A 25699-nucleotide genomic window follows, 5' to 3' on the forward strand; every position below is an offset into this window, starting at 1 on the left:
CAGTGTGAAAGACGCTGCTGACCTGACCTTTCCGGACGCCACCAGAACCCGCGCCGGGGCGCGCTGGTTCGACAGTCTCTCATTTCGTCTGTTCGGCCTCACAATTCTCGCCATACTGGTGGTGGAAGCCTTCATCTTCGTGCCGAGCGCAACGGGCCAGCGCAATGACTGGCTGACCGAACGGATCGAAGCGGCCCGGATAGCATCCCTCGCCCTTGAAGCCTCACCGAGGCGTTCAGTCTCAGAAGAATTGTCGGCTCGGCTGCTGGATCATGCCGAAGTTTGGGGTGTGGCCGAGCTGGACATGGACGATGAGATGCGGTTCCAGCTGCTTCCCCCACAAATGCCGCTCAATGGTGAATTTCACGCACTCGACATGCGCGAGGCCGGACCAATGGACCGGGTGGCCAACATGTTCGGCGCATTTTTCGCGCCAGATGACCGCATTCTTGTCGTTACAGCCAAGGGCACAGAAGAGGATCGTATCATCGAAGTCCTGCTGCCGCAGGCGCCGATGAAAGCTGAGCTGCAATCTTACGCCAGCCGTATCGCAGGCCTGTCACTGCTCATCGCGTTTGCTGCGGCGACCATCATCTACGTCCTGCTGCACCTGCTCGTCGTTCGCCCGATGCAGCGCGTCACATTGAGCGTTGAGCAATTCCGAATGGATCCCGGATCGTGGACACGGCGCCTGCCGCATACCAAACGCCGCGACGAAATCGGCCGCGCCCAGAACGCGTTGGCCGACATGGAAAGCGCGGTGGCCGACAGTTTCCGTCAGCGCTCTCATCTGGCAGAACTCGGCACGGCGGTTGCGAAGATCAACCATGATTTGCGCAACTCGCTGGCATCGGCCCAGCTCGTTTCCGATTCTCTCGCCCGGTCTGAGGATGTCCGTGTACAAAAGGCTGCCCCAAGGCTTGAGCGCGCCCTGACCCGCGCCATCACACTCGCCACCGATACGTTGGATTATGGCAAGGCCATGCCTCAGCCCGCCGAACCTGAACAGATTGATCTCAAGCAGGCGCTCGACGAAGCTGCCGATGAAGCGCTGGCAGCATGGCCGTCTGTTGAGTTCATCAACAATGTACACATGCTGGAACATGTCCTGGCGGACCCTGACCATTTACACCGCATCGCCGCGAATTTGATCCGCAACGCCGCCGAAGCCATGTCTGCGGCCGGGTCTGATCCATCGCGGATTTTTGTAAGCCTGGAATCAGGCACAATCGTCTTTACAGATACAGGTCCGGGCCTGCCGGAAAAAGCCGCGGCAAATTTGTTTACCCCCTTCGCCGCGACGACCCGTCAGAGCGGAACAGGCCTTGGCCTCGTCATTGCGCGCGAGCTTGCCCAGTCCATGGGCGGCGACCTGACCCTTGCTGAAACAGGGCCGGAGGGATCCGTATTCCACCTCACACTTCCGCCACAGGACTGACACAAAGCGCGGAACCAAGCCGCGCGGAATGCATTGGTTCATCATACAAACGGATGGACCCCATGACCCCTGAAACCATTGTTTCTGCACTATTTTCCACGAGCGCTGCAGCCGCAGCCGGATTGGCTGTCATGCTCCAGCCTACGCTGCCCCGACCCGATGTTCAGCCGGTCGACCATTTTCAGGAAGCGGACTTTTCGATCTACGATCGGGACTTCACGCTTCAGGGTCGCGACTGTGAAATCGGTATAAAGCGGCGTGGCATATGCCTCAGCAGATCACCGCTGGAAGATACCATTGTTCCGGGGCGTGTGCTTCCAGTGGAAATCCCGGCGACGAGCGCAGAATTTCCCATCATACTGGAAGCCCCCCTTAAGGCATCCCACCTACAGACTGTGCGGTTTGGCCACCGTATTGCCTTGTTTAATCCGGATACGCGCGAAATCGTCGACGTGATCGACTTGACCGCCCAGAGTTTTGCAAGCGCCAGAGTGTCCGATCGGCAAAAGGCGGAACTAGAAGGCACACCTGACGCACAAGCCAGCTAAGTCAATCAGGTCGTATAGTCGAACAAAAGAAAAGCCAGCCTCGAGAGGCTGGCTTCTGCTTATACATGACAGGAAGATTAGTTCGCTTCATCTTCCACTTCGTCAGCGGCTTCATCAACTTCTTCGCCGAATTCCTCAACCGGACCATCATTCGTGTCGCACGCGGCCAGCCCGAATGCGCCAAGACCGAACAAAATTGCAATAAGTGGCTTTTTCATTTCCGTAACTCCTTTATCAGTCAGCCCCCAGAGAGAAGGCGTCCTCCTGCAAACGTGCTTGGGTGGGACTGGTTCCGAAAGAACAGGATTGGTTTGGTTCATAAATACGTCCCTCCCCCGGATGATCCCGAAATTGTTCACACAGACGACTGGCTGATCGTCATCGACAAACCGTCAGGGCTTCTGTCTGTGCCGGGGCGTGGGCCGGAAAAAGCCGACTGCGCCATAACCCGCATCCAGAAAGCTTGGCCAGATGCGCTCACCGTCCACCGCCTGGACATGTCTACGAGCGGTCTATTGCTGTTCGCGCGGTCAAAAGATGCGCAGAGGGAATTGTCGCGCCAGTTTGAGGCTGGCCGCGTGGAGAAAACCTACATCGCAGATGTCTGGGGCCGGCCCGATTCCCAGCATGGCCTCGTTGATCTCCCCCTGATCACTGACTGGCCAAACCGACCCCGGCAGAAAGTCGACCGAGAAATCGGCAAGCCCAGCCAGACCCGGTACGTGATCTCCCAATCCAGTGCGGTCGCCAGCCGCATGAGCCTGACCCCACTCACCGGGCGCTCCCACCAGCTTCGCGTTCACATGGCCGAACTCGGTCACCCAATCCTGGGCGATGAGCTGTACGCCCACGATGAAGCCGAAAAGATTGCCACACGGCTGCATCTGCACGCGGCGGAATTAGCCTTCACCCATCCGCAGTCTGGATCCCCCATGCGGTTTCAATCTTCCTGTCCTTTCAATCTGCCTTGACGGACCGCCTGCAAGGAATTATCGTTTTTCGATAATGGGAGATTCCACGATGCACGCTGAAATTGTTCGTCTGTCGCTGCACCATGTCGACATCAAGATCGTCAAGGACGACAAGATGCATGTCCTCCAATGGCGCCGCAATCTGTTGTGGGATGAAGTTCTGCTTGATGGAAAACGCCAAGCCTCCAGCCACGGCCTGTTCGGGCGCGAAAAAGTCTACGGGCTCGTATTCGGACGGGATGTGGAAGGGCGCGGTGGGGAACAAGTCATGTTGCTGCTCGACACCTCCACCCATGCCGACTGGACCGACGGCACCCAGCGCGTAAAGGGCGTTCGCCTCGAAGGGCGTGACGGACCGCTGGTTGCGTTTGGCTCTCTTGATCCGAAGAATCTGGAAAAGCCTGCAACGTTTGGCGACTGGATGAAAAAGAATATGGGCATGGAATGGGGCGACCCGCCATCGAGCCGCCCGCATTGATCCAATCAGGAGTCGCGTGATTGCGAGGCCACTGGCACCAGGCGCACGGTCGCCTTCCGGTTCAACGGCTCGATCAATCCGTTCGCTGCATAAGCACGCGCCTGGCCTTTCGGCATGATGGCGATCTGCTCCGCTGAGATATCGCGCGCCTCAAGCGCGGCTGTGACGGATTCGGCGCGGTCCTCTGAAACCTTCTCGTTCAGGTCCTCCGGGCCGGTTGCATCGGCATGACCGGCGACTTCGATCCGGAAATACTCACACTGGGCGGAATCCGCCGCAACTGCATCGAGAACCGCTTCAGCCTGATCTCCAAGCTGGGTGACACCGCGCTCGAAGTAGATCGTGAATTCCTCTGTCGCACAGGCGGCCGGGGCCGGGTCGTAAGTGACCGGCTCCTGCGGTGGCGCTGGCAAGTCTGCATGAGCCGCCAGGGCCGTCATAGCGGCGGACATAAAGGTCAGGCTGGCGATTTTCATCTTTGTCTCCGTTGGTGACTACGCCAATAGAAACGTCACTTTCGCAGCCCGGTTCCTCACAATCTTTTCTTCGTGCGCCCTTCATGGGCCTTGGCATTGGCCGGATCGGCCGGCCAGTCATGCTTCGGATACCGCCCGCGCATGTCCTTCGCCATGTCCAGATACCCCGCCCCCCAGAACCGTCCGAGGTCCTGTGTGGTGGCCACAGGTTTCATACCTGGCGAGAGCATTTCCACGGTCACGGGCACCCGTTCGGCGGCCAGTTTCGGATGCAAACTCAGTCCAAAGAAGGCCTGCGCCCGCGCCGAGACCAGCGGCGCACGATCATCCAGATAGTCGACCTGCGCCGTCTGGCCGGACGGCAATGACAGGCTGAGCGGCGCATCCTTGCGCAGCGCCTCCTGAACCGGCCAGTCGAGCGATGCGATCAATGCCTCGCGTACCTCATGCCCAGCCGGCACCTGCGCGCCCTTGCGGTTCAACAGTGGCAGCAGCCAATCTCCGGCACTGGCGATTAAGGCCTCCGCATCAAGGGCCACCGGCGCAATACAGTCTGCGCTTTCCAGCATTGTGATGCGCGCCAGCGTCTCGCGCACCACATCGTCCGCACCAATTGCGGCAAAGCCCCCTTCGCGGATCGCATCCAGCATGGCCCGCGCGGCCACAGCAGCGCTCGGCTTTGGAAGCGGACTTTCCGACAGGACAATCGCACCCAGCGCCTTCACCCTCCTGGCCTTGAACTTTCCGGTTTTCGGGTCAAAGCTCGCCCGGTCTTCAGACACAACGCCACCAATTTCCAACGCGTCTGCCTCAGATATCGGGGCCGCCAATGAGATGCGCGCCTCTTTCGCAGCGCCGCCGAGATCAGCGATCACCAGCCAGTCCTGTTTCGCCAGCGCTTCGGTCTCCGGCAACATGGCCGCGCGGCCAGAGGCCATCAGATAACCGCTTGTGCTTCCGGGGCGTTTGCGGGCGATCTGGTCCGGCCAGGCGCGTGCCAGCAAACTCGCCAGATTCCCGTCGGGCGCAGCCCCCTTCCCCCAAGCCTTCGCCTGCGCCTTCAGGCTGCGCGCCCTTGCCGAGCCATCCCTGCGGAATCCGGCCAACCGGTCGCGCAGATCGGGTGAGTTGCCACCCATGCCCCGCTCCCCGGCGAGCGCCGCGATCTCCGCCGCCAAGGCGCGTTCCTGTGGCGTGGGCGCACCGGCCACCAGTGCCCCAAGCCGAGGCGGCAAGGGCAGCCGCGCCATTTCCGAACCCAGCGCTGTCAGCGCGCCATCCTGATCAATTGCGCCCAACGTCGTCAGCAAGGCTTGCGCAGCCTTCAACCGCCCAGCTGGCGGCGCGTCCATCCAGGTCAGGCGCGTTGCGTCCCGCTCGCCCCATTCCGCCAGCGCCAGCACGAGGCCAGACAGATCACTCTTCAAGATCTCCGGCACCGGCGCAGGCATCAGGCCCCGTGTCGCCGCCTCGTCCCACAGGCGGTAACATACACCCGGCGACAATCGCCCCGCCCGGCCTCGCCGTTGATCAACTGACGCGCGGGATGCCTTCACGGTCGACAGGCGCGTGCCAAGCCCCCCAGCGGCATCTTCAGCGGCGCGCGACAGCCCGGAATCTATCACGATCCGAACGCCTTCTATGGTCAGCGCGCTTTCGGCGATATCGGTCGCGAGTACCACTTTCCGCATCCCGTCCGGTGCCGGGGAAACAGCCGCGTCCTGTTCGGCAGGGCTGAGCGCTCCGAAAAGCGGCGCAACCCGTACGTTGTCCGGCACACGCTCCAACTGCTCCGCCGTACGCTGGATTTCCCGCGCGCCCGGCAGGAAAGCGAGGATAGACCCCTCTTCCTCGCGCAACGCCTTGCGAACGACTGACGCCATCCGATCCTCAACCCGGTCCTGCGACCGGCCCAGATAGCGCGTCTCGACCGGATATTGCCGCCCCTGGCTCTCAACCACCGGAGCACCCAAGATGCTGGATACTTTTTCTGTATCGAGCGTGGCGGACATGATCAGCAGCTTGAGATCATCCCGAAGTGCACCCTGCGCTTCCATCGCCAACGTCAGTCCCAAATCCGAATTCAGCCTGCGCTCATGGAACTCGTCAAAGATGACTGCGCCGATTCCGGTCAGTTCTGGATCTGACAGAATACGCCGTGTAAACAGGCCATCGGTGATGACTTCCACCCGCGTCGCATCTGACACCTTGCGGTCCACACGCGTTGTCAGGCCGACCGACTGACCGAGTTTCTCCCCCAGAGACTTTGCCATCTGTTGCGCGGCCATTCGCGCGGCGATGCGCCGTGGCTCCAGCATGATGATCTTGCCCTCGATCACCGCCGCGTCGCCCAACAATCCCGCCAGCGCCAGAGGCACCCGCGTCGTCTTGCCCGCTCCGGGCGGCGCTGCAAGCACAAGCCGCGAATCTGCGCCAAGGCCGGAACAGATCTCGGCCAGCACATCATCAATCGGAAGGGATGGACGCGTCGCACTCACCCCAGCCTGATAGGCGCTTCGCCATCTGGCTGGCAAGCTGCAGGAATGCGCCGGGCCGCAATTGCTTTCGTCAGCGGTGCGGCCTACCGTCTGGCGCTAATCGGGGCAGGAGGCAGCGCTCATGAAATGGTGGTTTGGCATTGATCTCTGGAAACGCGTGATCGCGGGGCTCGTGCTCGGCGCCGCAGTTGGTCTCGGCCTTCGCTATGGCCTCGGCCCCGAAGCCGCCAGCGCCAATGTCACCGCCTGGGCCAAGCCAATCGGTGACGCGTTCATCAATCTGATCAAGATGCTGGTCGTTCCGCTGATCTTCACGACGCTCCTGTCCGGCGTGCTTGCCATGGGGGATCCGAAGAAGCTGGGCAGCCTCGGCGGACGCGCCCTGCTCATGTATATGGGGACCACGATCGTTGCGGTGAGTTTCGGCCTCCTCATGGGGACGCTGATCCAGCCCGGCGCAGGTTTTGATCTGTCCATCGCCTCGGCCTCCGATATCGCAGAAGCCAAGGCACGCCTTGATGCCAACCCGCAGCCGGGCAGCGTCGGCGAGCAATTGATGAACACACTGCTCTCCATCATCCCGACCAATCCGGTCGCTGCGCTGACGAATGGCGACGTGCTGCAAATCATCTTTTTCGCAATCATGCTGGGAATCGGCATCCTGATGACGGGCGAGGCCGGCAAGCCACTCGCCAATGTCATCAATAGTGCCGCTGAAGCCGTAATGAAGCTGACGCTGATCGTCATGGAAACCGCGCCATTTGGGGTTTTCGCCCTGATGGCATGGGTACTCGGCGAGCGCGGCCTGGACATTCTCGTCTTCCTCGGCAAGCTGACCCTGACGCATTATCTCGCCTGTATCCTGCACATTCTGATCACATATGGCCTGGTCATTCGGGGCGGCTTGCGCCTGCCACTTATCCCTTTCTTCCGCGGCGCAGTGGACGCACAGGCCGTGGCCTTCTCGACCTCATCCTCCAATGCCACACTGCCCATGACGATCTCCTGCGCGCGGGAAAACCTCGGCATCGGCAAGCCGGTTGCCTCGTCAGTCCTGCCGCTGGGCGCGACCATCAATATGGACGGTACAGCGCTGTATCAGGGTGTGATTGCCTTGTTCGCCGCACAGGCCATGGGCACACCCATGACGGCCGGCATGTATCTGACCATCATTCTGATGGCGACGCTGGTTTCCATCGGCACGGCAGGTATCCCGTCTGTCAGCCTGTTCCTCGCCGCAACGACGCTCAGCGTTATTGGCGCAACGCCGGAACAGATTGTCGTCGTCATTGCCGTTCTCTTCCCGTTCGACCGCATCCTGGACATGATGCGCACGGTGACCAATGTGACCGGAGACCTGACGGTCGCCACTGCGGTGGCGAAATGGGAAGGCGAGCTGGACGAAGAGATCTTCCGCGCGCGCGACCCGGTTTGATCCCGGCCACTTTGGCGAACTGCCATTTCTGGGCAGATAGTCATATTCGGTTCAACAAACGATTGTTACCCCTAACCCATGTTAAGCCAAACGGAGGTGGGAATGGCTGGAATCAATCTTTTCGACATGCTGACGCAAACCAATAATGGCGCTGCCGTGCAGCAAGTGGGTCAGCAAACAGGGCTGCAGCCAGACATGGCGCAAGCGGCGATCAAGGCACTGCTGCCAGCGATTGCCGGCGGTCTTCAGCGAAATGTGCAACAACCCGGCGGCCTGCAATCCTTGCTCGGCGCGCTGCAAAATGGACAGCACGAGCAGTATCTCGACCAGCCGGAAACGCTCGGCACGGCAGACTCTATCGCGGACGGGAATGCCATTCTCGGCCATTTGCTCGGTTCCAAGGATACAAGCCGCGCCGTCGCGGCCCAGGCCGCCCAGAAAACCGGACTCAGCGAACAGGTCCTGAAATCCATCCTGCCAATGGTGGCGTCGATGGCGATGGCCTCCCTGTCGAAACAGACCAAACAGTCAGACCTCGGCGGCGCCTTGGCGGGAATGCTCAGTGGGCAGCAGCCACAGCCTGGCCAATCCGGACTTGGCGGCATGCTCGGTGGGCTTCTTGGCGGCGGCTCCAAAGCCCCATCCCAGTCCGGCGCGATGGGCATGCTTGGTGGCTTGCTCGACGCTGATGGCGACGGCAACGCAATGGACGACATTTTCCAGATGGTGATGAAACGCCAATAGGCTTGGAACCGGGCATGGCATGGGGCATTGAACCCCCATGCATGTATCCCGAACACAATGGCTGTGCGCCGGTCTCAGCCTGATCCTGTTTGCCGGTCTCGCCTTGGGCGAGGCCGGTCTCTGGCCTCTCGACGCATTTGATCGCGCCATAACGGATGCCATTCCCGCCCTGCGCAGCGAGTCTCTGAACCTGCTGATGCTGGCCGTCACGGCGCTCGGCGACAGCCGCTTCCTCATCTTTGTCAGTATCGTCACGATTGGCGCACTCCTCATCGCGAAGGCCTGGCGCGAGGCGATCCTGTTCGGCGTCGCATTCTCGCTGATGCCCCTCATCGTGAAAGTGCTGAAAGTCACGATCGCCCGTCCCCGCCCGACCGTGGACCTTTATGGCGGTGTCGAATCCTTCAGCTTTCCCAGCGGGCACGCGACGAACTCCGCCCTCATCTATGGCGCGCTGGCCTTGCTCTCCCTGGCTGTCTTCCGCAAGCTACCTGGTCGGCTGATCGCCGCGGCGTTTGCACTCCTCGCCATCATGATCGCCCTGTCCCGCGTCTATCTTGGCGCACATTGGCCAAGCGACACGCTGGCCGGCCTTGGCCTTGCGGGGCTGATGCTGACGATCATCTCTATCCGGCATGAGGAGGCCCGCCTGCCCGATGCGGCGAAGTTCGTGCCGTTTGTCCTCATCCTGATCACCGCGGCCTTCCCGCTCTACCTGTTGGTTGCCCTTCCCGAAGCACGCGATCTCTACACAGCCCTTCACAGTGAGTAGGCTCGCCCCGGACCGGCATTCAGGCTAAGCGAGCCGGAATGCTGACCCGCGGAAAAGTCTTCTCTCTCGCCGTGCCAATCATCCTGGCGCAGGCCGCGACCGCCACGACGGGCGTGGTCGACACCGCCATCATGGGCCGGTTCGGAGACAAGGCAGATCTCGCAGCCGTCGCGATCGCGGCGGTGGCCTATAGTTTCATCTATTGGGGCTTCGGCTTCTTGCGGATGTCCACGACCGGCCTCACGGCGCAAGCCAATGGTCAGGGCGATACGGCAGAATCGCGCGCGATCCTGCTGCGCGCCCTGATGCTGGGCGGCGCCATTGGCCTGGCCTTGGTGTTGCTTTCTCCCCTGCTGAAGATCGGCACATTCGCGGCCTTCGAAGGCACGGAAACGGTCGAGACGCTTGCCAAAGGCTACTTTGATGCGCGCATCTGGGGGGCGCCCGCCTACCTCATGGGCCTTGCCGTTACCGGCTGGATGCTCGGCACGGGCAAGACCGGACAGATGCTCGCCTTCCAGATTGTCCTCAATGGCGTGAATGCCGGGCTGGATGCATGGTTCGTGGCCGGACTGGACAGCGGCCCGGCAGGCATCGGCGCAGGCACCGCTATCGCCGAATGGATATCGCTCGGCTTCGGTCTCATTCTGGTCGCGCCCGCCTTTCGCGGCCATGCTCGCCTGATCGACCGGGCGAAACTCGCCGCACTGTTCGCGGCCAATCGCGACATCATGATCCGCACACTGGCCCTCGTCTTCTGCTTTGCCTGGTTCGTCCGGTCCGGCACGCTGATTTCTACCGCAGTTACTGCTGGCAATGAAGTCCTGTTGCAATTCATCACCGTTGCGGCCTTCGTGCTCGACGGGTTTGCCTTTGTCGCGGAAAAGGAAGCCGGCGAAGCCTATGGCGCACGGGATGGCAAACGGCTCACCCGCGCCATGCGGCTGACGACCGAATTCGCCCTCATCGCGGGCGCGGCGATCTCCCTGCTCTACTTCTTCGGCGGCGGCTGGGTATTGCAAACCTTCATCCGCGATCCGGAGGCGCAGGCCGCCGCACTGGCCTACCTTCCCTGGTGCGCGGCCGTACCATTTCTCGGCATTGCCGCCTGGCAGCTCGACGGATTATTCCTTGGCACGACGCAAGGCCGCGCCCTGCGCAATGCGGGCGTCATCTCTGCGGCGTTCTATCTGTTTGCAGACCTGTTGCTGCGCCCGGCCTATGGCAATACCGGCGTCTGGGGCGCGTTCCTGCTGATGTATGTGTTCCGCGCTGCGGCACTGGGCATCTATGTGCCCGGCCTGTTCAAAGGTCTTTCCCGACCGCCTCAGCCAGAGACTTGAACCCATCGGCCTGCAGCAGGTGAACAAGATCCTTGTTGATCTGCTCAGCAAGGCCCGGCCCTTCATAAACCATCGCGGAATAAAACTGTACCGCGTGCGCGCCCGCGCGGATCTTGCGGTAAGCATCAGCGCCGCTGGCGATCCCCCCCGCCCCGATCAGGTCAAACGCGCCATTCAATTCGCGCGCAAATGCCGCCAACACATCTGTAGACGGATCCATCAACGGCGCGCCCGACAGGCCGCCAGCCTGGTCCTTGTCAGCGCATTGCAAGCTGTCAGGCCGCGCCAGCGTCGTGTTGGACACAATCAGGCCTGACAACCATGCGCCAGGGCCACGCACCACACCGCAAATATCCGCAATCGCCTCAGCATCCAGATCCGGCGCAACCTTTAGAAACACCGGCTTGCCATTGCGCTCCGCCGCGCCGCACGCTGTCAGCAGTGCCTCAAGCGACGCCTTGTCCTGAAGCCCGCGCAGGCCGGGCGTGTTCGGCGACGAAATATTGATCGTGATATAGTCCGCATGGGGCGCAACCGCTTCGACGCCCCTCACATAATCCGCAACACGATCTTCGCTATCCTTGTTTGCCCCGACATTCGCGCCGAGGGGCACAGACCCTGTATAGGCCTGCAAGTTCGACACGAAATTGTCGAGCCCTTCATTGTTGAAGCCCATCCGGTTGATCACGGCCCTGTCTTCCGTCAGGCGGAACAGCCGCGGCTTCGGATTGCCCGGCTGAGGACGCGGCGTCACTGTTCCGCACTCCACAAAACCAAAACCATACTTCGCCATCGCCGTTGGCACATCGCAATTCTTGTCAAAGCCTGCGGCCAGCCCAACCGGACTGTTCAGAGAGAGGCCGGATTTTGGCAGCGTAACTGCCAGCGTTGCGTGCGCCGCTGGCGGGTTGATCGGCACGCCCAGACGCGCCTTCAGCAGGCGGATCGTAGCAGTATGCGCCGCTTCAGGGGGCAGCATCTTGATGGCGGCAACGCCAAGATCAGTCAGGCTCATGATTCAATTCCTCTGGCATCACTGGCGCTCCATCTGTCCCACAGGCCAGGCGCCAGACCGCATCGGCCTTCGCAATTTGCAGGCGCGTATACAGGTGCGGGAACAATTGTCCGCCCCGGCTCGTTTCCCATTTGAGCGGTGGCAGCCGGTCAACTGGAAAGCGGACAAGCCGCACATTCTGAAGACCGGAAAAATATTTTGCCGCCGTCTCGCCTACTTGTTTCACCGTGGAAAGATGGACATAGCCATCCTCCCGGTCGAGCGGCACATCGGTCACACCGCTGGCCTCAGCGGCACGCCACTGGTCGTCGGTCAGAAGCTTGTAGACATATGCGTCATCCATACGCGCCATTCAGCAGGCTTTGACGCCGGGCGCAATATCGGGTCACTGTTGGAAAGGAATTGGGGACACACATCATGCCAACCCACATTACTCAGGAAGAAGCCGAAACCCTCTACCTGCCTGATGGCCAGACCGTGGCAGAGGCGATTGCCGGGTTTGACCGGTTTTCAGACCTGATGGACACGCGCTTCAGGATTGCCGGCGTTCCGTTCGGGCTCGACTCCGTGCTCGGCCTTGTGCCTGTGGCGGGCGATGCGGTCACCGGTGTCGCGGGCCTTTACGCCCTCGGCACAGCGGCGCGCCACAAACTGCCCATCACGGCGCATATTCACATCGTCTGGAATCTGGTCTTTGACACGCTGCTTGGGTCGGTCCCTCTGGCGGGGGATGTCTTCGACTTCTTCTTTCGGTCCCACCGCAAGAATTTCCGCGTGGTCGAGAAACACCTCGTCAAACGCGCGCGGCGCCATCAGAAGAAAATGGCCAGGGCAAACGCCTAGATGCTGGAATCGGCCTTGTCGCTGGCGCGCGAGATCAACCATTCGCCCTTGCCGGATTCGCAGGCGGCAAACCGGCCACGCTCCTTGCCCGGAATGACATAGGAAATATCCCGGCAGGTAAGCATCACGCTGCGCTCGACTTGAGCCGACACCGTACGCTGTACGGCGCTATACTCGCTCACCGAATAGTTCACGGTCTTCAAGACAGGGCGGCTCGCTTCGCGCATCGTCGTCTGCTCGACCATGATCTGAACCACGCCGCCATTCGGCAAGGCCAGCTCGCGGGTCTCGCCATCCTGCGCCGTATTCACGATCGACAGGAAATCTGCTTGCAAGGTTGCCAGCAGATGATCGGCAAAGGGCGCGTCACTGGTGCGCTGGATGCGCTCCGCCATGAATGCCTCGACATTTTGCGACGCCTGCTGGACCGGAACCGGCTTCTTGAAGGTGCGCACATGGGCCGCGTTCGGCTTCAGCGCCGCTGGCGCAGTGCGCTGAACCGGGGTCTGCGCCACGAGAACGAGTGGCTTTGAGGGCTTCAGGGACGCGGTCGTGGGCATCGGGCCTGTATAGGCGGCCCAGTTCGACACGGGTGCAGCGGCCTTGGCTGGCGCTTTCCGGACGAGCGGCTTCACGGTTGGCAAGGGCGGCGTCAATGGCTCGGCAGACAGGCTCACCGCGCTCGCCATCGAAACATACTGCACTTCGCCACGCAGAGCCTGTACTTCAGCCGCCGCAATCCGGCGTGCTTCGGCCATACGGTCGGCCTCCAGATTGGCAAGGCGCATGGCTTCCCGCTCAGCCTGGGCCAGTCGGCGGGCTTCCAGCTCGGCCAGACGGGTTGCCTCGGCGCGGGCTGCGGCCTCGCGTTCCGCTTCCAGCTCGGCCTGACGGATCGCTTCCATCCGCGCGACACGGGCAGCCTCTTCCTCAGCCAGACGACGCTTTTGGGCCTCTGCATCGGCCAGGCGTGTCGCTTCCGCCAAGCGGGCGAGGCGTTGCTCTTCCGCCAGTTGCTGAGCCTCGACCTCGGCAATCGCGGCAGCGGCGCGGCGCTCTGCCTCCGCAGAAGCGGCGGCGTCTGCAGCGCGCTGGGCCTCGACATGCTTTTCGTTGCGCGCGGCAATGTCGAACGCGATCGCCTTGTAATCAAACCACGGCTTGGTCGCCATGCCTGCCGGTTCGGACGCCGTTGCCATCGCCAGCGCAGATGCCTGGCTGGAGGTAATCCGCTGACTGGTCGCTGCCTCGAGCGCCGCGCGCATTTCTGCTGCGTCGCCCTCTTCGTCGCCATCGCTGCCGCTCGTATCGGTCAGCGCATTGTCCGCCGCCATGAAGGACAAGCTGGCAAAGCCGAGCACGGCAAGGCCCGCAAAGGCGAGTTGTGAAAGCTTGGACAAACGCGCGCTCATGCCAGAGGCATCATCACCGTCACCGCCGCCCAGCGTCAGCCCATTGGACAGGGTGATCGCCGGCAGGGCCCCACTCATGGAAGACATGGCCCGCGCCATCAGCGGCGTGCGCTCTGCCAGCGGCTCCACCCCTGCCCCGATCGGGCGCTTTGGCCGCGAAGCCCGCACAGGCTGTGCCCGGCGACGCGCCACATCCCGCGCAACATTCGGATGGTGCACACCAGAGGCAATGGCCAGCGTTGACTGGGGCCGCACCGGCCGGCGCGCTTCCAGCCGGTCGCGGAACGATACTTCATTCACGGCCGGGCGCGAGGCGTCGGCGCGGTCATGAACCGTGTCCAGAACGGCACGGCGGAGGCTTTCGGGAAGGATCGCAACAGGCTCGCGCCTATCTGTCAGGTGCATATCAAGCATGACCCTATCTAACCCCCAGCTGCCTACCTTATCCTTAACGCGGCCAGTATATCGCGTTAACCACGTGCAAACTATCCCTTCCGCGAAGACTCTTGTTGGATTCTGGTCCACTGCCCCGCTTGTCAGCGCGGGCATTCACTCCTATTGCATCCCCGCAACCCCTGCGCCCCCATAGAAGGTACAAAGACATGTCCGTTTCCGCTCCGAAAAAAGTCGTACTCGCCTATTCCGGCGGACTGGACACGTCGATCATCCTGAAATGGCTGCAGACGGAATTCGGCGCAGAAGTCGTCACCTTCACCGCAGACCTCGGACAGGGCGAAGAGCTTGAGCCCGCCCGCGCCAAGGCGCTCGCCGCCGGGGTGAAGCCGGAGAACATTTTCATCGAAGACGTGCGCGAGGAATTCGTCCGCGACTTCGTCTTCCCCATGTTCCGCGCCAACGCCGTCTATGAGGGCGTCTACCTGCTCGGCACCTCCATTGCCCGTCCGCTGATCTCCAAGCGCCAGATCGAGATTGCCGACATGGTCGGCGCCGACGCTGTCTGTCATGGCGCAACCGGCAAGGGCAATGACCAGGTCCGCTTCGAGCTTGGCTATTACGGCCTGAACCCCGACATCAAGGTCATCGCTCCGTGGCGGGACTGGAGTTTCAAATCCCGCACGGATTTGCTCGCCTTCGCTGAGCAGCACGGCATCGAGATCACCAAGGACAAGCGCGGCGAGGCCCCCTTCTCCGTCGACGCGAACCTGCTGCACTCCTCCTCCGAAGGCAAGGTTCTGGAAGACCCGGCAGAGCCTGCGCCGGAATTTGTCCACATGCGGACGATCAGCCCGGAAGACGCCCCGGACGAGCCCGAGACCATCACCATCGGCTTTGAGCGCGGCGACGCCATTGCGATCAATGGCGAGGAAATGTCCCCAGCCACGCTGCTCACCGCGCTGAACGCCTATGGCAAGAAGCACGGCATTGGCCGGCTCGACCTCCTCGAAAACCGCTTTGTCGGCATGAAGTCCCGCGGCATCTATGAAACGCCCGGCGGCACCATCCTGCTGACGGCGCATCGCGGCATCGAACAGGCCACGCTCGACAAGGGCGCCGCCCATTTGAAAGACGAGCTGATGCCGCGCTATGCGGAGCTGATCTATAATGGCTTCTGGTGGAGCCCGGAGCGCGAAATGCTGCAGGCCGCCATCGACCATTCCCAGCGCTGGGTGACCGGCGAAGTGACGCTGAAACTCTACAAGGGCCAGGCCTACCTCACCGGCCGCTCCAGCCCCTATTCTCTGTACCGGGAAGACATCGTCACCTTCGAAGACGACCACGGCGCCTATGACCAGAAAGACGCCGAAGGCTTCATCAAGCTGAACGCACTGCGCCTGCGCCTGCTGGCCGGACGGGACCGGAAGTTCGGGAAGAATTAGTCGGCCATCTTTGCGATACGTTCTCTGCACACGCTCTCGCGACGATTTTTTGCCAGCATCCGGCGTCACACTCTCCAAAAGCGCTCATGCTGAGCGAAGTCGAAGCACGAGCGCGGGCTTGAGGAAGATGCAGCTCCAAGCCAAATCATCCTTCGACTTCGCTCAGGATGAGTCTGGTCAGGGGGCGGATTGAGTTTAGCGATTGGCTCAGGATGAGTTTCCGTCCTTCGGCCCGCCCGGATGCGTCAGTTTGTAGAACCGGCCCCTTTCCCGAACAGGCGGAGCAGTCCGCGATTTCGACAACGCCTTCAGCCCCTCCCAATCTCCCCGCACAAAGGCTTCCTTCTTGGCGCGCGTCCAGCCTTTCATCTGCCGCTCGAAACTGACCATCTCTGCGGGATCGGCAAACGCCCCGCACCAGAGCAGTTTCACCGGACGACGCGAGAACGTGAATGCTTTGGGATTAACACCCTCATTGTGTTCCCACACGCGCGCCTCTACATCGTCACCGCGATGGGAGCCGACATAGTATTTCCCATCAGCACATTGCAGAAGATAGACCCAGAATTGCATGGCTCTACCTTAGCGCTCATCCTGAGCGAAGTCGAAGGATTGGGCGTGGGCTTGCGGAGGTTGCGGTTCCTAGCCACGCCATCCTTCGACTTCGCTCAGGATGAGATCGGTGCTTGTGGCACAATCTGTTGCCAATCCCCGGCCTATGCGCCACATCCCCGAATATGCCCATCCGTCCCTACACCCAATCAGACCTCCCGGCTCTCTACGCCATCAACCAGGCCTCGACCCCCGGTGTGGGGCATGAGGACTCGGCTGAGGGCCTGAAGCGCTGGATTGATCTGTCCACCTGTCTTGTTGCGACAGATGAGGGCGGCGCGCCGCTCGGCTTCATTACTTTGATCGAGCCCGGCACGCTGGCCTATGACAGCGCAAATCTGCGCTGGTTCGAAGCGTGGCAGGTGGAGCAAGCCTGCGATTTGCTCTATGTCGACCGCATCGCAATATCAGGGGCCGCGCGCGGACAGGGCCTCGGCCAGCGCCTGTATGAAGCCGCCTTCGAGATCGCCAAGGGCCGCCAATGGCTCGGCGCGGAAGTGAACACAGACCCGGACAATCCGGGATCGCACAAATTCCACGCCCGCATGGGCTTCGCGCGTGTCGGCGAGAAGCGCTACAGGCCGGACTACGCCGTCGCCTATTATGCAAGGCCGGTATAGACGCCCGCCCCTTCCCGTGATCCCGGAAATTGCGTGAGCAAATATATGGGTCCCGGATAAGCGCGAGGCGCTTTCCGGGATGACAAACTCTCCTCTCTCCGTATCTCCGGCGCTGCGGAGGGATAAAGCGAACGCACTGCGTTCGCCCCGTAGCAGGCCCAAGCGTGGGGCGCAGGGCGCCGGAGTCTCCTGCGGCTGGCTCCGCGCCCTAACGGCGGGAGACCCCGGCATGCGCCGCATGCGCCGGGAAGGCGGCCTGTGCACCTCCCCCAATCCGTCTGATAGCCTCCCGCCCCATACTTCCCTCCTGCCCTCACGGGAGCCGGATCAGGTGCCGTTCTGGTTGTGGGGTCAGGGACAGGATGGGCTTTGCGGGAGGTGTACGGTCCCGCAACGCCCTAGGCAGGTCAGGCCAGGGTGAGCTTGCGAAGGCAAGTTGGGAATCCGCCTCGTCCGGACGCACGGGAGTCAGGCCTCCCCGGATGCGCCTTTCGTGTGAAAAGCACGGAGGCAGTGTTCGCGCGGCGCCGGTAACGAAGACCCGGGACCTTGGGCCCTTTCGAGGTGTCCGCTGAAGACCCTGTCCGGCGCGGCGGGCGGTAACGCTCCATTCCGTAGCCACTACAAACCATCAGGCGGAGCGCCACGGCGCCCGCCGCGCTGTCGGTTCCATCAGGGGCCGGGAACATGGGATACCCGGATGGCGTGCGCCAGTCCGGATGTTTGTGCTGGAAGCGAAAGGACAAGACGTGCGCACGCCATCAGGCATGGTCGCAACCGGCGGAACGCGCTAAAGCGCGCAGATGAGCGACGCAAACCAGTTTGATACGATCGTGCTTGGCGCGGGGGCGGCCGGCCTGTTCCATGCGGGCCTTGCCGGCCAGCGCGGGCGGCGCGTGTTGGTGCTGGACCACGCGAAACGCCCCGCTGACAAGGTGCGGATTTCGGGCGGAGGCCGGTGTAATTTCACCAATCTGGAAACCCGGGCAGACCGGTTTCTGGGGCAGAATCTGCATTTTGCGAAATCGGCGCTTGCGCGCTACACGCCCTGGGATTTCATCTCTCTCATGGCCGCCCACGGCCTGACCTATACGGAGAAACACAAAGGGCAGCTATTCTGTGACCAGAAATCCGGCGCGATCATCCAGATGTTGCTGGACGAATGCGAAAAGGGCAGCGCCGAAATTCGCCTGTCTACGGAGATTTCCGGCGTCACCCACCAGGACGGCCATTTCCTCGTGGAAACCAGCTCTGGCGGGGTGAGCGGGCAGCGTCTGGTCATTGCCACGGGTGGGCTCTCCATTCCGAAAATGGGCGCGACTGGCCTCGCCTATGACATTGCCCGCCAGTTCGGCCATGACATTGTCGAAACGCGCCCCGGCCTTGTGCCGTTCACGTTTTCGGGTGAGCTGGGCGAGAAATTCGCCGCGATTTCTGGCGTTGCCGCGCCTGTCATCGCCTCCGTGCCCGGCGCACGGTTCGAGGAAGACTTGCTGTTCACCCATCGCGGCCTCTCCGGCCCGGCCGCCCTGCAAACCTCCTCTTACTGGACAAGTGGAGACCCCCTCTCCCTCTGCCTTCAGACCTCGGAAGACATGAACGCCGCCCTGCGCGCCGCAAAGCAGGACAGCCCGAAACAGAGTTTTGTGAAAGCGCTGGAAGCGCACGTCCCTGCTCGGCTCGCGGCACTTCTCGCAGAGGTCGGTCCCATCGCGCAAGATGCCCGGCTGGCGGACCTTTCCCACGCCGCCATCGACAAGTTCGCAGCGTTCCTGAAGGATTGGCGCGTCACCCCGATGGGCACCGAAGGATATCGCACCGCCGAAGTCACCGTGGGCGGCATCTCAACCGATGGCCTCGACCAGAAAACAATGGAAAGCCGGCACGTGCCGGGGCTCTACTTCATTGGCGAATGTGTCGATGTCACTGGCTGGCTTGGGGGATACAATTTCCAATGGGCCTGGGCGAGCGCCCACGCCGCCGCCCTTGCCTGATCAGGGGGTCCAGCGCGGACGCGGCAGCAGCCAGTCCCGCTTGCGTTGAGAAACAAGGTCCGGATGGTCCAGCGGAACGGGCTTGCCGCCAATAGGCGTATCTATTGCCTGCATCGCCTCAGCAAGGCGCTGATGGAACAGGGCATCTGTTTCAACACGTATGGAATACGGATGGTCCAGAATCCGGGAATTGTTCGGATTGGTGTTGATCTCGTAAACCTCCACCCGGCCTCTAACAAGCGTGAAATCCGCCCGCCCGTATGAAATTCCCGCCGCATCAAAATGTTTCTTGAGCGCGTCACAATAGCAGTTATCTCGAACGGCTTCGTATTCGTCCTGATACAATTCGGCATCCGCCGCCCCTTCCTTGCCAAACTTTGCATGCCAGCTCTCGTCATGCACCGACATGCCGGTGACAATTTGTCCATCCACACAATAGGCCGCCAGCTTGCGAAACAAGCCGTCCTTGATCGGTTCCGCGCAATACTCAACAAACATCAGGTCTGACTTGCAAAGGCCTGACGCAACCAGACGCTCCAGCGCCATACTGGCCTGCTCTGCATTTCCGAGCAGTTCGGTCTGCGTTCCGCGATGTGCAGAGCGCGTGCGCAGGAAGACCGGGTATCGGTCAGGCAGAGGGTCGGTTTCGGCATCCCAGACGGCAAAACTGTTCAAGCCCGTACGGTTCAAGACCTTCAATAAGGGAAGCCGCGTCAAGGCCGTAGCCGGATCGTTCAGAACCCGAACACCCGCGTCTGACAGGCACCGGAATGCTTTGGCTGCAAGCTCCCTTTGCCAGAAATCGAGCCGGTCGAAATCCGTGAACACATAAGTTGCTCTGCGCAGGGATTTGGACCGGAACATCTGATTGTACGAGAGCAAGTCGACCTTCGGCATTCCCGGAACGTCGCGAAGCTCCCTGACCGCATATTTATGCCAACCCGACGTCACAAAACAGATCATACGCGTCCCTCTTGCAGTCCCCCTAGACGGGCTCGACTGCGCCGTCATGATGATCGCGGAACCAGCCTATCCCATCGCGGATTTCACGAACCTGCCCGGCTCCAACCACGAACATGAGGCCAGTATAAGAAAGTATGCCTGAAATGATCATTACCGCTGCGCGTGCAATTTCAGACCACTGGGTTGGCATATAGAAATTTACCAGCAACACGATCGCGACCATTCCAAGAGAAGCGATAAGCGCGCGCCATCCAATTACAATCTGGCGAATTGCAGAATACCCAGCCGCCTTCTGAACCAACCATGCCGACACCGGCCATGTCAGGAATGTACGCAAAGCGATCAAAGTCGCGATCCCTGCAACTCCGTACGGCAAGAGCAAAGGCGCCAGAATGAAGAGAAACAGGATTCCGAGCGACAGGATGATCAGGGGAGACCGGCTGTCTCCCACCCCTCTGAGAATGGCGATGTTGAACGTGCCTGTTGCATCCCGAATTCCAAGCACCAGGAAAATCTGCAACGGCACCACCGCCGCTATCCACTCGTCCCCGATAACGAGCGGGATCAAGAGTGGCGACACAATAGCCAGTCCCAATGTCGCCGGATAAATCACTGCGGTCGTCATTGCGAATACGCGGTCGAGCAATTCGTGAACTGTCTTCCGACTGGACTGCAGACGCGCAACCACATTCATCGCGATTTCGTTGAATGGCCCCATCAGGAGGCCTGTCAGGCTTCCGGAGATTGTACCCGCGATAGACAGCAGGCCTACGGCCCGCTCTCCCCCAACGAGGCTCAACAGGAAACGCGGGATGGCATCGTCCACATAGCCCAGGAAATAGGTTCCCACCGTATCGCGATTGAACGCGAACAGCTCCCGGAAAGCAGTCGCGCTAACCGAAAATCCCGGCCGCCATTTCGACGCATAGAAACACCCTGCGACCGAAATGAGCGTGCCCGCTGCCATGGAAATCACCAGCGACCAAACACCAAAGCCGAGAAGGGCCAGAACGAGAGCCAAGCCCGTTGTCAGAAGTTCAGATGCAGTCTCGATCCAGACCAGTTTGTCGTTCTCGAGTTCTCGCTGCAATAGCGCGCCCGGCACGCCTTCGAGGCTACTGAAAAGCATGATCACGCTAAGCGCGGGCAAAACCTCCGCCACCGCTGGCGCACCTATCAGCGCGGAGATTGGCTCTGCGAGCAGGGCGATCACGACTGCGAAAAGCAAGGTAAGCCCTGAATTCAACCAGAATGTCGTATCAAGGTGTACGTTCGTTATCTCGTCTCTCTGCTGAATGCTTTCGGTAAGGGGGGCCCCGACGAATACACCCGCAACTCCGAAGACCAACGCGGCCAAGGCCATGATGCCGTAGGGCTCCGGGCCCAGTATTCGCGCCATGACAGCGAACGTTACAAGGCCAAATACGGCCGAGGCCCAAGAGTGCGCGAACATCCAGACGAGATTTCGAATGGCGCGTCGAATGATTTGAGACGTGCTCATGTCAGACGGGCTTCAACGCCCGGCCCAACCCATCCATGAACCCCGTCATGGCTTCAAGGACAGCCCGGCCCGTTTCTGTCAAACGGCCCTCTCGCTGCACAATCTCTGCCGAGTCTTGCTGAATCGCGTGAGCTTCCTTGAGAATTTTCTTCAACCGACGGCGTTCCAGCCAGCCAAAGTCGCCCGTCTCAAGCATTTTCCCGATCACCCAGACCATTCTTGCCGAGACAAACGACGCATGGAAGATTCCCTCCAGAGGTCGCTCGGTCTTTCTGATTGGCGACCAATATAGCTCCGAGTCCGGATTCTCGACGAGCATCTCACGCGTGCAGGCGCCGAACAGAGCGGCATGGCCCTCTTCATGCGCCAATGTGACGATCAAATCAGCAACAGACGCCTTACGCTCTGCGTTGAGTGCAACCGCGCCCCACAGGCGAAAGCACGTCCCTCCCTCGAATTCGAGCGCGCCTTCTGCGGGGCCAACGAGGATAAGTTCGCCAAGCAAGGCGTTCATTTCATCATGAAGCTCAGGAACGTGAATCTGGATCCAGTCGATTGCCGCGGATAGCTTTGTTTCGAACTGGCTCGCCAGAACGCGATCTGGCTGGGTTACGCCCGCTGCGCCTGTTTCAGGTGCGCCCATGAAGCGCTCAATCCGGCGTGTGTCGGTCTCTGAATGATCGCGACCAAGCACCGTAATCCGAGTTTTTTCAGGTAGGCATTCCGATGAGGCAATACGCTTCACAAGTTCAGACGCTGTGTCTATATCCGTTGCCTGCAATGCCTCAACTGCATCGTAATATGCGCCAAACACCGCCGCGGGAACTCGCATTCCTGACTTGGCTGATTGTGTCCAATTTTTCAGGTGCCGGGATAGTTCTGGATCCTCGGATTTCAGAACATCCGCAATATGTTCAAGGCTTTCGAACAAGCCCTCATGCATGGCCTGATTGGTTCTGATCGCATCTGCCTTGTGTGGAATAAACCGGAACTGCGCCATGCTTGCATCTCCCGTCCTGCGGATCAGAGTGAGGTGTGCACCGCCTGCGAACAGGCAGTGCACCAATGTTCGTTCCGGAAAACTACCAGAACTTGAAGAAGAACTTCTTACCGCCGCGCTTTTTATTGCGACGACCGCCGCCCTTGCAGCCGACCATCGTGTCGTTTTTCTCGTCACGACGATTGCTGAAGCCAAGCAGCATTTCAGTCTTAAGGTTCATTTTCTACTCCCTAGAGTCCCACCACCATTGGCGGTGCCAACCATCTTGCAGATTCCATGCAAGTTTCCGATCTGATTCTACTAATTCGCGAATTTCCATTCGCGCGACTTCGCCCAACGCACGATTGGGCGAGGAAAATCAAGCGTCGGCAGGGAGATTGCCGAGCCTGGCGTCCGGAAAAGTCGAATACACTCTAGGCTTGGATTAATTCCGCAGGCCCAAATCAGGACATGAAAACCCGGCCTGGCTCGAATTGACCGGCCCGAATTTCCCCCAATGCAACCGCCTTGCCCTCGCACACCGCGATTGCAGACCGATCTTCGGGGTCTTCTGATTTCTGTGCCTGCCAAGCCTCGATGAGATGCGGGAGCAAAACAATGGAGCGGCCATGTCTAATATGACCGGCTTCTTCGCGCGTGATGTCCACACTTGGCACACCTTCAAGCACAGCATGGATTGGCTGCAGAAAGCCCATCAATGTCTCAGGATCTTCTGTTTCCTCGATGCGCGACAAGGGTATCGCTGTTGCTGCACCGAACTGTCCGACCCGCGTACGGCGCAGCTGGCTGATATGACCTTCGCATTCAAGATCAAACGCGAGATCCCGTGCCATGGCACGTACGTAAAAGCCTTTGCCAGACGTGACGTGAATAACGGTATGGTCTGCGTCAGGCATACCAATGACATCAGCTGTAAAGACATCCACTTCGCGTGAGGTCAATTCAAACTCCTCGCCTTCCCGCGCGAGGTCATAGGCGCGTTGGCCATCTACCTTGATCGCTGAAAACCGCGGCGGAACCTGTTCGATTGTACCGATATAGCCTTTCAGCAACTCTTCGACTTGCTGCCGTGTGGGACGAGCGTCAGACGTTCCCGTGACGTCTCCTTCGGCATCCTGGCTCTCGGTTGATACGCCCCAGCGAATGGTGAAGACATATTCTTTCCGGGCGTCCATTGCCCACTGCACGGTTTTGGTCGCTTCCCCGAATGCTATCGGCAGAATGCCATCAGCCAGTGGATCGAGCGTCCCGCCGTGTCCGACTTTTTGGGCGTTGTACTTTTTCTTGAGGATGGCCACCGCTTGGGTGGAGGTGATGTCGACTGGTTTGAAAAGGTTCAGCCACCCGGTGACCGGGTCGCCTTTGCGTTTTCTTTGACGGGCCAAGATACGAGACTTTCAGATTGCGCGGCCCGGCGGTTCGAACGCGGACGGCGGAGAGAGATTGAGATTAAGGCGGGGCCATACGAAGCGGGGTCAAACCCGTCAAGGCGAGAGGGTCAGCCCGAAATGTCGCGGATCAGGTTACGCTGCGCAGATCACCTGATGGCTCGTCAAACAGAACTTCAGCTTCAGCCTTTGACGAGCCTTCCGTCTCTTCTGACGACGGCACCTCGGAGGTAGGCTCGCGCGTCTCGTTTGGCTTGCTGATGTTCACGAGATCCAGGTCCAGATCGAAATCGCCTTGAACCTCCCGGTCACCGGAATCCATCTTGTGTCGCACAATGTCGCGAATGCGCAGCAGTACAGCGCGATTGTCATCCACCAGGGGAATCTGTCGCCCGTCGGATGCGCCAATCACGAGCCGATAGTAGGGCTGCCGCTTCTTCATCCGGCGCGCGAACATTGCAGCGCGAACACCAAGGATCACCGCAAGCAGGGTCAGCACGCATCCGACGATCAGCGCGATTAGGCTGGAGCCGCTACCGGGAAACAAACCTCCCCATGCAAGCGCGAGCAGACCAAAGAACAGGCTGATCACAAAGAACGATGCGTAGAGGCTCTTCGTGCGCCGGTTCGTTTCCGTATCCCAAGGCGCAAATTCCATAGATTCCACAGACATCGTCGCGATGCGCTGAATAGCAATCGTATCATCGCCGAGCTGCAGAGACGCTGACGTGATTTCACCACGCCGCGCGCCTTCCATGTCCAAGGTCTGACGGTCCATCACGCTTGCCCTTGATTAAGCTCAGAAAACGCTCGCAGCACGTACTGAGTGAGTCAACTTACAACCTGTCCAGAGGCGTAGATTCGACTGTCATTCCGGATCGAGATCTCGCCTTACGCGAGGATCTGCCAGCAAGCGGTCGATTGCGGTGGCCTCATCGTAGGATTTGTCTGCGATGAAATGCAGTTGAGGCGTGAACTTCATGTCAATCTCGCGGCCGAGGCGCCCGCGCAAGAAACCCGCTGCGCGATTTAGAGCTTCGGCCAGTTTGCCGCGCCCGGCTTCGCTATCGTCGCCCAGTGGGGAAACGAAAATATTGGCATGGCGCAAATCAGGAGAACATCGCACCTCCCCGACCGTCACGATGACGCCGACAAGATCCGGATCACGCAAGTCTTCCCGCGCAAGGATATCCGACACGGCATGCCGGATCAGTTCGCCTGCACGCAATTGGCGTTGACTGGGAAGTCCAGGAGCATTTGTTTTACGTGCCATCAGACACCTGCTTTCTGTTTCAGACGCTCAACAAACTGTTTGCGCGCCACTCTATCTTTATCGAACCACGCGTCCGGGATCAGCAAGGGCTCTGCCCCCTGCACTTCAACGGTCGTATATCCTCGGCGGGTTTTGACCGACACTACGTTTGCCCAGTCGATCCGAATTTCTACGCCACCGCGACGCACTTGCATGCGCTCCTCCAGCAGCTGGACGTCCATCTCCGCTCTGCCATCGCCCACAACGTCCCTTGGCGACCGATACGACCATCGAATGAAGATCAGATACCATGATATCCCGGCAAGGGCCGCCACGAGCGCGGACAAGAACCATTGCCAATAGGCGCTCAGGCCCACCATCTCTATCGCATTGCGCACCATCACCGACATGCTGGCAGAAATGATTGGCGCCGTAACGCCCGCATAATAAATGGCAGTCGGACCGACCGTCCCGCGTCTGGAAAGACGGATCAGGCGCTTCTGGTCTTTTTCGTCCAGAAAGCCGGAGATCTTGTCAGACACGGGCCTTCACCGCCGT

27 protein-coding genes are annotated in these 25699 nt (G+C 60.5%); 12 read left to right on the forward strand and 15 right to left on the reverse strand.

The window, feature by feature from the left end; genetic code table 11:
- The first annotated feature begins 4 nt into the window (after positions 1-4).
- Both HF931_RS03140 and HF931_RS03145 read left to right on the forward strand, forming a co-directional pair.
- A complete protein-coding gene (locus HF931_RS03140; RefSeq protein ID WP_273241834.1) occupies positions 5-1438 on the forward strand; it encodes a sensor histidine kinase in 1434 nt (477 codons plus the stop codon).
- A gap of 62 nt (positions 1439-1500) precedes the next feature.
- Positions 1501-1986 carry a hypothetical protein gene (locus HF931_RS03145; protein ID WP_273241836.1) on the forward strand — a complete coding sequence of 162 codons (486 nt, stop codon included), beginning with the start codon at positions 1501-1503 and terminating at the stop codon, positions 1984-1986.
- Between the two features lie 77 nt (positions 1987-2063).
- On the opposite strand, the gene HF931_RS03150 is transcribed toward HF931_RS03145, so the two are convergent.
- Positions 2064-2204: a hypothetical protein gene (locus tag HF931_RS03150; protein ID WP_164473910.1), complete on the reverse strand. Its 141-nt coding sequence runs from the start codon at positions 2202-2204 to the stop codon at positions 2064-2066.
- A 93-nt stretch (positions 2205-2297) separates the two neighbouring features.
- Between HF931_RS03150 and HF931_RS03155 the strand changes: the two genes are divergently transcribed.
- Together HF931_RS03155 and HF931_RS03160 are read left to right on the forward strand one after the other, a co-directional pair.
- A complete protein-coding gene (locus HF931_RS03155) occupies positions 2298-2957 on the forward strand; it encodes a pseudouridine synthase (RefSeq protein ID WP_273241837.1) in 660 nt (219 codons plus the stop codon).
- A 49-nt stretch (positions 2958-3006) separates the two neighbouring features.
- Positions 3007-3435 carry a hypothetical protein gene (locus HF931_RS03160; protein WP_035549387.1) on the forward strand — a complete coding sequence of 143 codons (429 nt, stop codon included), beginning with the start codon at positions 3007-3009 and terminating at the stop codon, positions 3433-3435.
- A gap of 5 nt (positions 3436-3440) precedes the next feature.
- Here HF931_RS03160 and HF931_RS03165 read toward each other — a convergent pair whose 3' ends face one another.
- Both HF931_RS03165 and hrpB read right to left on the reverse strand, forming a co-directional pair.
- A complete protein-coding gene (locus tag HF931_RS03165; protein WP_273241838.1) occupies positions 3441-3911 on the reverse strand; it encodes an OmpA family protein in 471 nt (156 codons plus the stop codon).
- 56 nt (positions 3912-3967) lie between these two features.
- Positions 3968-6409: an ATP-dependent helicase HrpB gene (gene hrpB, locus HF931_RS03170; protein WP_273241839.1), complete on the reverse strand. Its 2442-nt coding sequence runs from the start codon at positions 6407-6409 to the stop codon at positions 3968-3970.
- A gap of 121 nt (positions 6410-6530) precedes the next feature.
- Here hrpB and HF931_RS03175 point away from each other — a divergent pair, with 121 nt between their 5' ends.
- The 4 genes from HF931_RS03175 to HF931_RS03190 all read left to right on the forward strand — a co-directional run bounded on the left by HF931_RS03175 (position 6531) and on the right by HF931_RS03190 (position 10703).
- On the forward strand, positions 6531-7844 hold the full coding sequence (locus tag HF931_RS03175) for a dicarboxylate/amino acid:cation symporter (RefSeq protein WP_273241840.1): 1314 nt from the start codon (positions 6531-6533) through the stop codon (positions 7842-7844).
- A 102-nt stretch (positions 7845-7946) separates the two neighbouring features.
- A complete protein-coding gene (locus HF931_RS03180; RefSeq protein ID WP_273241841.1) occupies positions 7947-8588 on the forward strand; it encodes a DUF937 domain-containing protein in 642 nt (213 codons plus the stop codon).
- 37 nt (positions 8589-8625) lie between these two features.
- A complete protein-coding gene (locus tag HF931_RS03185; protein WP_273241843.1) occupies positions 8626-9360 on the forward strand; it encodes a phosphatase PAP2 family protein in 735 nt (244 codons plus the stop codon).
- A gap of 38 nt (positions 9361-9398) precedes the next feature.
- The gene (locus HF931_RS03190; protein WP_273241844.1) at positions 9399-10703 is read left to right on the forward strand and encodes an MATE family efflux transporter; all 1305 of its coding nucleotides are present in this window, start codon (positions 9399-9401) and stop codon (positions 10701-10703) included.
- On the opposite strand, the gene HF931_RS03195 is transcribed toward HF931_RS03190, so the two are convergent.
- Positions 10666-11718 carry a quinone-dependent dihydroorotate dehydrogenase gene (locus HF931_RS03195; RefSeq protein WP_273241845.1) on the reverse strand — a complete coding sequence of 351 codons (1053 nt, stop codon included), beginning with the start codon at positions 11716-11718 and terminating at the stop codon, positions 10666-10668. The two genes, HF931_RS03190 and HF931_RS03195, sit on opposite strands and share 38 nt — an antisense overlap.
- Complete coding sequence (locus HF931_RS03200; protein WP_273241846.1) at positions 11705-12061, reverse strand: DUF952 domain-containing protein; 357 nt, start codon at positions 12059-12061, stop codon at positions 11705-11707. Before HF931_RS03200 ends, HF931_RS03195 begins: the two co-directional genes overlap by 14 nt.
- Before the next feature lie 74 nt (positions 12062-12135).
- Here HF931_RS03200 and HF931_RS03205 point away from each other — a divergent pair, with 74 nt between their 5' ends.
- Positions 12136-12561, forward strand: coding sequence for a DUF4112 domain-containing protein (locus HF931_RS03205; protein ID WP_273241847.1), 426 nt, complete (start codon positions 12136-12138; stop codon positions 12559-12561).
- Here HF931_RS03205 and HF931_RS03210 read toward each other — a convergent pair.
- Complete coding sequence (locus HF931_RS03210) at positions 12558-14387, reverse strand: coiled-coil domain-containing protein (protein ID WP_273241848.1); 1830 nt, start codon at positions 14385-14387, stop codon at positions 12558-12560. The genes HF931_RS03205 and HF931_RS03210 overlap by 4 nt on opposite strands.
- A 188-nt stretch (positions 14388-14575) precedes the next feature.
- Here HF931_RS03210 and HF931_RS03215 point away from each other — a divergent pair, with 188 nt between their 5' ends.
- Complete coding sequence (locus HF931_RS03215) at positions 14576-15811, forward strand: argininosuccinate synthase (RefSeq protein WP_035549325.1); 1236 nt, start codon at positions 14576-14578, stop codon at positions 15809-15811.
- A 207-nt stretch (positions 15812-16018) separates the two neighbouring features.
- Here HF931_RS03215 and HF931_RS03220 read toward each other — a convergent pair whose 3' ends face one another.
- Positions 16019-16384, reverse strand: a complete 366-nt coding sequence (locus tag HF931_RS03220; RefSeq protein ID WP_273241849.1) for a GIY-YIG nuclease family protein — start codon at positions 16382-16384, stop codon at positions 16019-16021.
- A gap of 164 nt (positions 16385-16548) precedes the next feature.
- On the opposite strand from HF931_RS03220, the gene HF931_RS03225 reads away from it, so the two are divergent.
- The gene (locus HF931_RS03225; RefSeq protein ID WP_273241850.1) at positions 16549-17043 is read left to right on the forward strand and encodes a GNAT family N-acetyltransferase; all 495 of its coding nucleotides are present in this window, start codon (positions 16549-16551) and stop codon (positions 17041-17043) included.
- 803 nt (positions 17044-17846) lie between these two features.
- Positions 17847-19037, forward strand: a complete 1191-nt coding sequence (locus HF931_RS03230; RefSeq protein WP_273241851.1) for a BaiN/RdsA family NAD(P)/FAD-dependent oxidoreductase — start codon at positions 17847-17849, stop codon at positions 19035-19037.
- On the opposite strand, the gene HF931_RS03235 is transcribed toward HF931_RS03230, so the two are convergent.
- The 8 genes from HF931_RS03235 to HF931_RS03270 form a co-directional block, all read right to left on the reverse strand.
- Entirely contained in the window at positions 19038-20000 is a 963-nt protein-coding gene (locus tag HF931_RS03235; RefSeq protein WP_273241852.1) for an ATP-grasp domain-containing protein, read from the reverse strand.
- Positions 20001-20022: 22 nt separating this feature from the next.
- Positions 20023-21501: an oligosaccharide flippase family protein gene (locus HF931_RS03240; protein ID WP_273241853.1), complete on the reverse strand. Its 1479-nt coding sequence runs from the start codon at positions 21499-21501 to the stop codon at positions 20023-20025.
- 1 nt (position 21502) lies between these two features.
- Positions 21503-22501, reverse strand: a complete 999-nt coding sequence (locus HF931_RS03245; RefSeq protein WP_273241854.1) for an aKG-HExxH-type peptide beta-hydroxylase — start codon at positions 22499-22501, stop codon at positions 21503-21505.
- 82 nt (positions 22502-22583) lie between these two features.
- A complete protein-coding gene (locus tag HF931_RS03250) occupies positions 22584-22721 on the reverse strand; it encodes a hypothetical protein (RefSeq protein WP_155841693.1) in 138 nt (45 codons plus the stop codon).
- Positions 22722-22944: 223 nt separating this feature from the next.
- Positions 22945-23886 carry a tRNA pseudouridine(55) synthase TruB gene (gene truB / locus HF931_RS03255; protein WP_273241855.1) on the reverse strand — a complete coding sequence of 314 codons (942 nt, stop codon included), beginning with the start codon at positions 23884-23886 and terminating at the stop codon, positions 22945-22947.
- Between the two features lie 133 nt (positions 23887-24019).
- Entirely contained in the window at positions 24020-24667 is a 648-nt protein-coding gene (locus HF931_RS03260; protein WP_273241856.1) for a DUF308 domain-containing protein, read from the reverse strand.
- 90 nt (positions 24668-24757) lie between these two features.
- Positions 24758-25162, reverse strand: a complete 405-nt coding sequence (rbfA, locus tag HF931_RS03265; RefSeq protein WP_035548778.1) for a 30S ribosome-binding factor RbfA — start codon at positions 25160-25162, stop codon at positions 24758-24760.
- A complete protein-coding gene (locus HF931_RS03270) occupies positions 25162-25683 on the reverse strand; it encodes a YcxB family protein (RefSeq protein ID WP_273010865.1) in 522 nt (173 codons plus the stop codon). Before HF931_RS03270 ends, rbfA begins: the two co-directional genes overlap by 1 nt.
- Positions 25684-25699 lie beyond the last annotated feature (16 nt).

Origin of the sequence: Hyphomonas atlantica corrig. (assembly GCF_017795365.1) — a bacterium.
GTDB classification, from domain to species: domain Bacteria; phylum Pseudomonadota; class Alphaproteobacteria; order Caulobacterales; family Hyphomonadaceae; genus Hyphomonas; species Hyphomonas atlantica.

What these genes read in the sequence shown, in the direction of transcription:
- HF931_RS03145 (WP_273241836.1), top strand. Translation starts at nt 1,501, where the DNA reads ATGACCCCTGAAACCATTGTTTCTGCACTATTTTCCACGAGCGCTGCA.
- HF931_RS03150 (WP_164473910.1), bottom strand. Translation starts at nt 2,204, where the DNA reads ATGAAAAAGCCACTTATTGCAATTTTGTTCGGTCTTGGCGCATTCGGG.
- HF931_RS03160 (WP_035549387.1), top strand. Translation starts at nt 3,007, where the DNA reads ATGCACGCTGAAATTGTTCGTCTGTCGCTGCACCATGTCGACATCAAG.
- HF931_RS03165 (WP_273241838.1), bottom strand. Translation starts at nt 3,911, where the DNA reads ATGAAAATCGCCAGCCTGACCTTTATGTCCGCCGCTATGACGGCCCTG.
- HF931_RS03175 (WP_273241840.1), top strand. Translation starts at nt 6,531, where the DNA reads ATGAAATGGTGGTTTGGCATTGATCTCTGGAAACGCGTGATCGCGGGG.
- HF931_RS03180 (WP_273241841.1), top strand. Translation starts at nt 7,947, where the DNA reads ATGGCTGGAATCAATCTTTTCGACATGCTGACGCAAACCAATAATGGC.
- HF931_RS03185 (WP_273241843.1), top strand. Translation starts at nt 8,626, where the DNA reads ATGCATGTATCCCGAACACAATGGCTGTGCGCCGGTCTCAGCCTGATC.
- HF931_RS03190 (WP_273241844.1), top strand. Translation starts at nt 9,399, where the DNA reads ATGCTGACCCGCGGAAAAGTCTTCTCTCTCGCCGTGCCAATCATCCTG.
- HF931_RS03195 (WP_273241845.1), bottom strand. Translation starts at nt 11,718, where the DNA reads ATGAGCCTGACTGATCTTGGCGTTGCCGCCATCAAGATGCTGCCCCCT.
- HF931_RS03200 (WP_273241846.1), bottom strand. Translation starts at nt 12,061, where the DNA reads ATGGATGACGCATATGTCTACAAGCTTCTGACCGACGACCAGTGGCGT.
- HF931_RS03205 (WP_273241847.1), top strand. Translation starts at nt 12,136, where the DNA reads ATGCCAACCCACATTACTCAGGAAGAAGCCGAAACCCTCTACCTGCCT.
- HF931_RS03210 (WP_273241848.1), bottom strand. Translation starts at nt 14,387, where the DNA reads ATGCTTGATATGCACCTGACAGATAGGCGCGAGCCTGTTGCGATCCTT.
- HF931_RS03215 (WP_035549325.1), top strand. Translation starts at nt 14,576, where the DNA reads ATGTCCGTTTCCGCTCCGAAAAAAGTCGTACTCGCCTATTCCGGCGGA.
- HF931_RS03220 (WP_273241849.1), bottom strand. Translation starts at nt 16,384, where the DNA reads ATGCAATTCTGGGTCTATCTTCTGCAATGTGCTGATGGGAAATACTAT.
- HF931_RS03225 (WP_273241850.1), top strand. Translation starts at nt 16,549, where the DNA reads ATGCCCATCCGTCCCTACACCCAATCAGACCTCCCGGCTCTCTACGCC.
- HF931_RS03230 (WP_273241851.1), top strand. Translation starts at nt 17,847, where the DNA reads ATGAGCGACGCAAACCAGTTTGATACGATCGTGCTTGGCGCGGGGGCG.
- HF931_RS03235 (WP_273241852.1), bottom strand. Translation starts at nt 20,000, where the DNA reads ATGATCTGTTTTGTGACGTCGGGTTGGCATAAATATGCGGTCAGGGAG.
- HF931_RS03240 (WP_273241853.1), bottom strand. Translation starts at nt 21,501, where the DNA reads ATGAGCACGTCTCAAATCATTCGACGCGCCATTCGAAATCTCGTCTGG.
- HF931_RS03245 (WP_273241854.1), bottom strand. Translation starts at nt 22,501, where the DNA reads ATGGCGCAGTTCCGGTTTATTCCACACAAGGCAGATGCGATCAGAACC.
- HF931_RS03250 (WP_155841693.1), bottom strand. Translation starts at nt 22,721, where the DNA reads ATGAACCTTAAGACTGAAATGCTGCTTGGCTTCAGCAATCGTCGTGAC.
- HF931_RS03260 (WP_273241856.1), bottom strand. Translation starts at nt 24,667, where the DNA reads ATGGACCGTCAGACCTTGGACATGGAAGGCGCGCGGCGTGGTGAAATC.
- rbfA (WP_035548778.1), bottom strand. Translation starts at nt 25,162, where the DNA reads ATGGCACGTAAAACAAATGCTCCTGGACTTCCCAGTCAACGCCAATTG.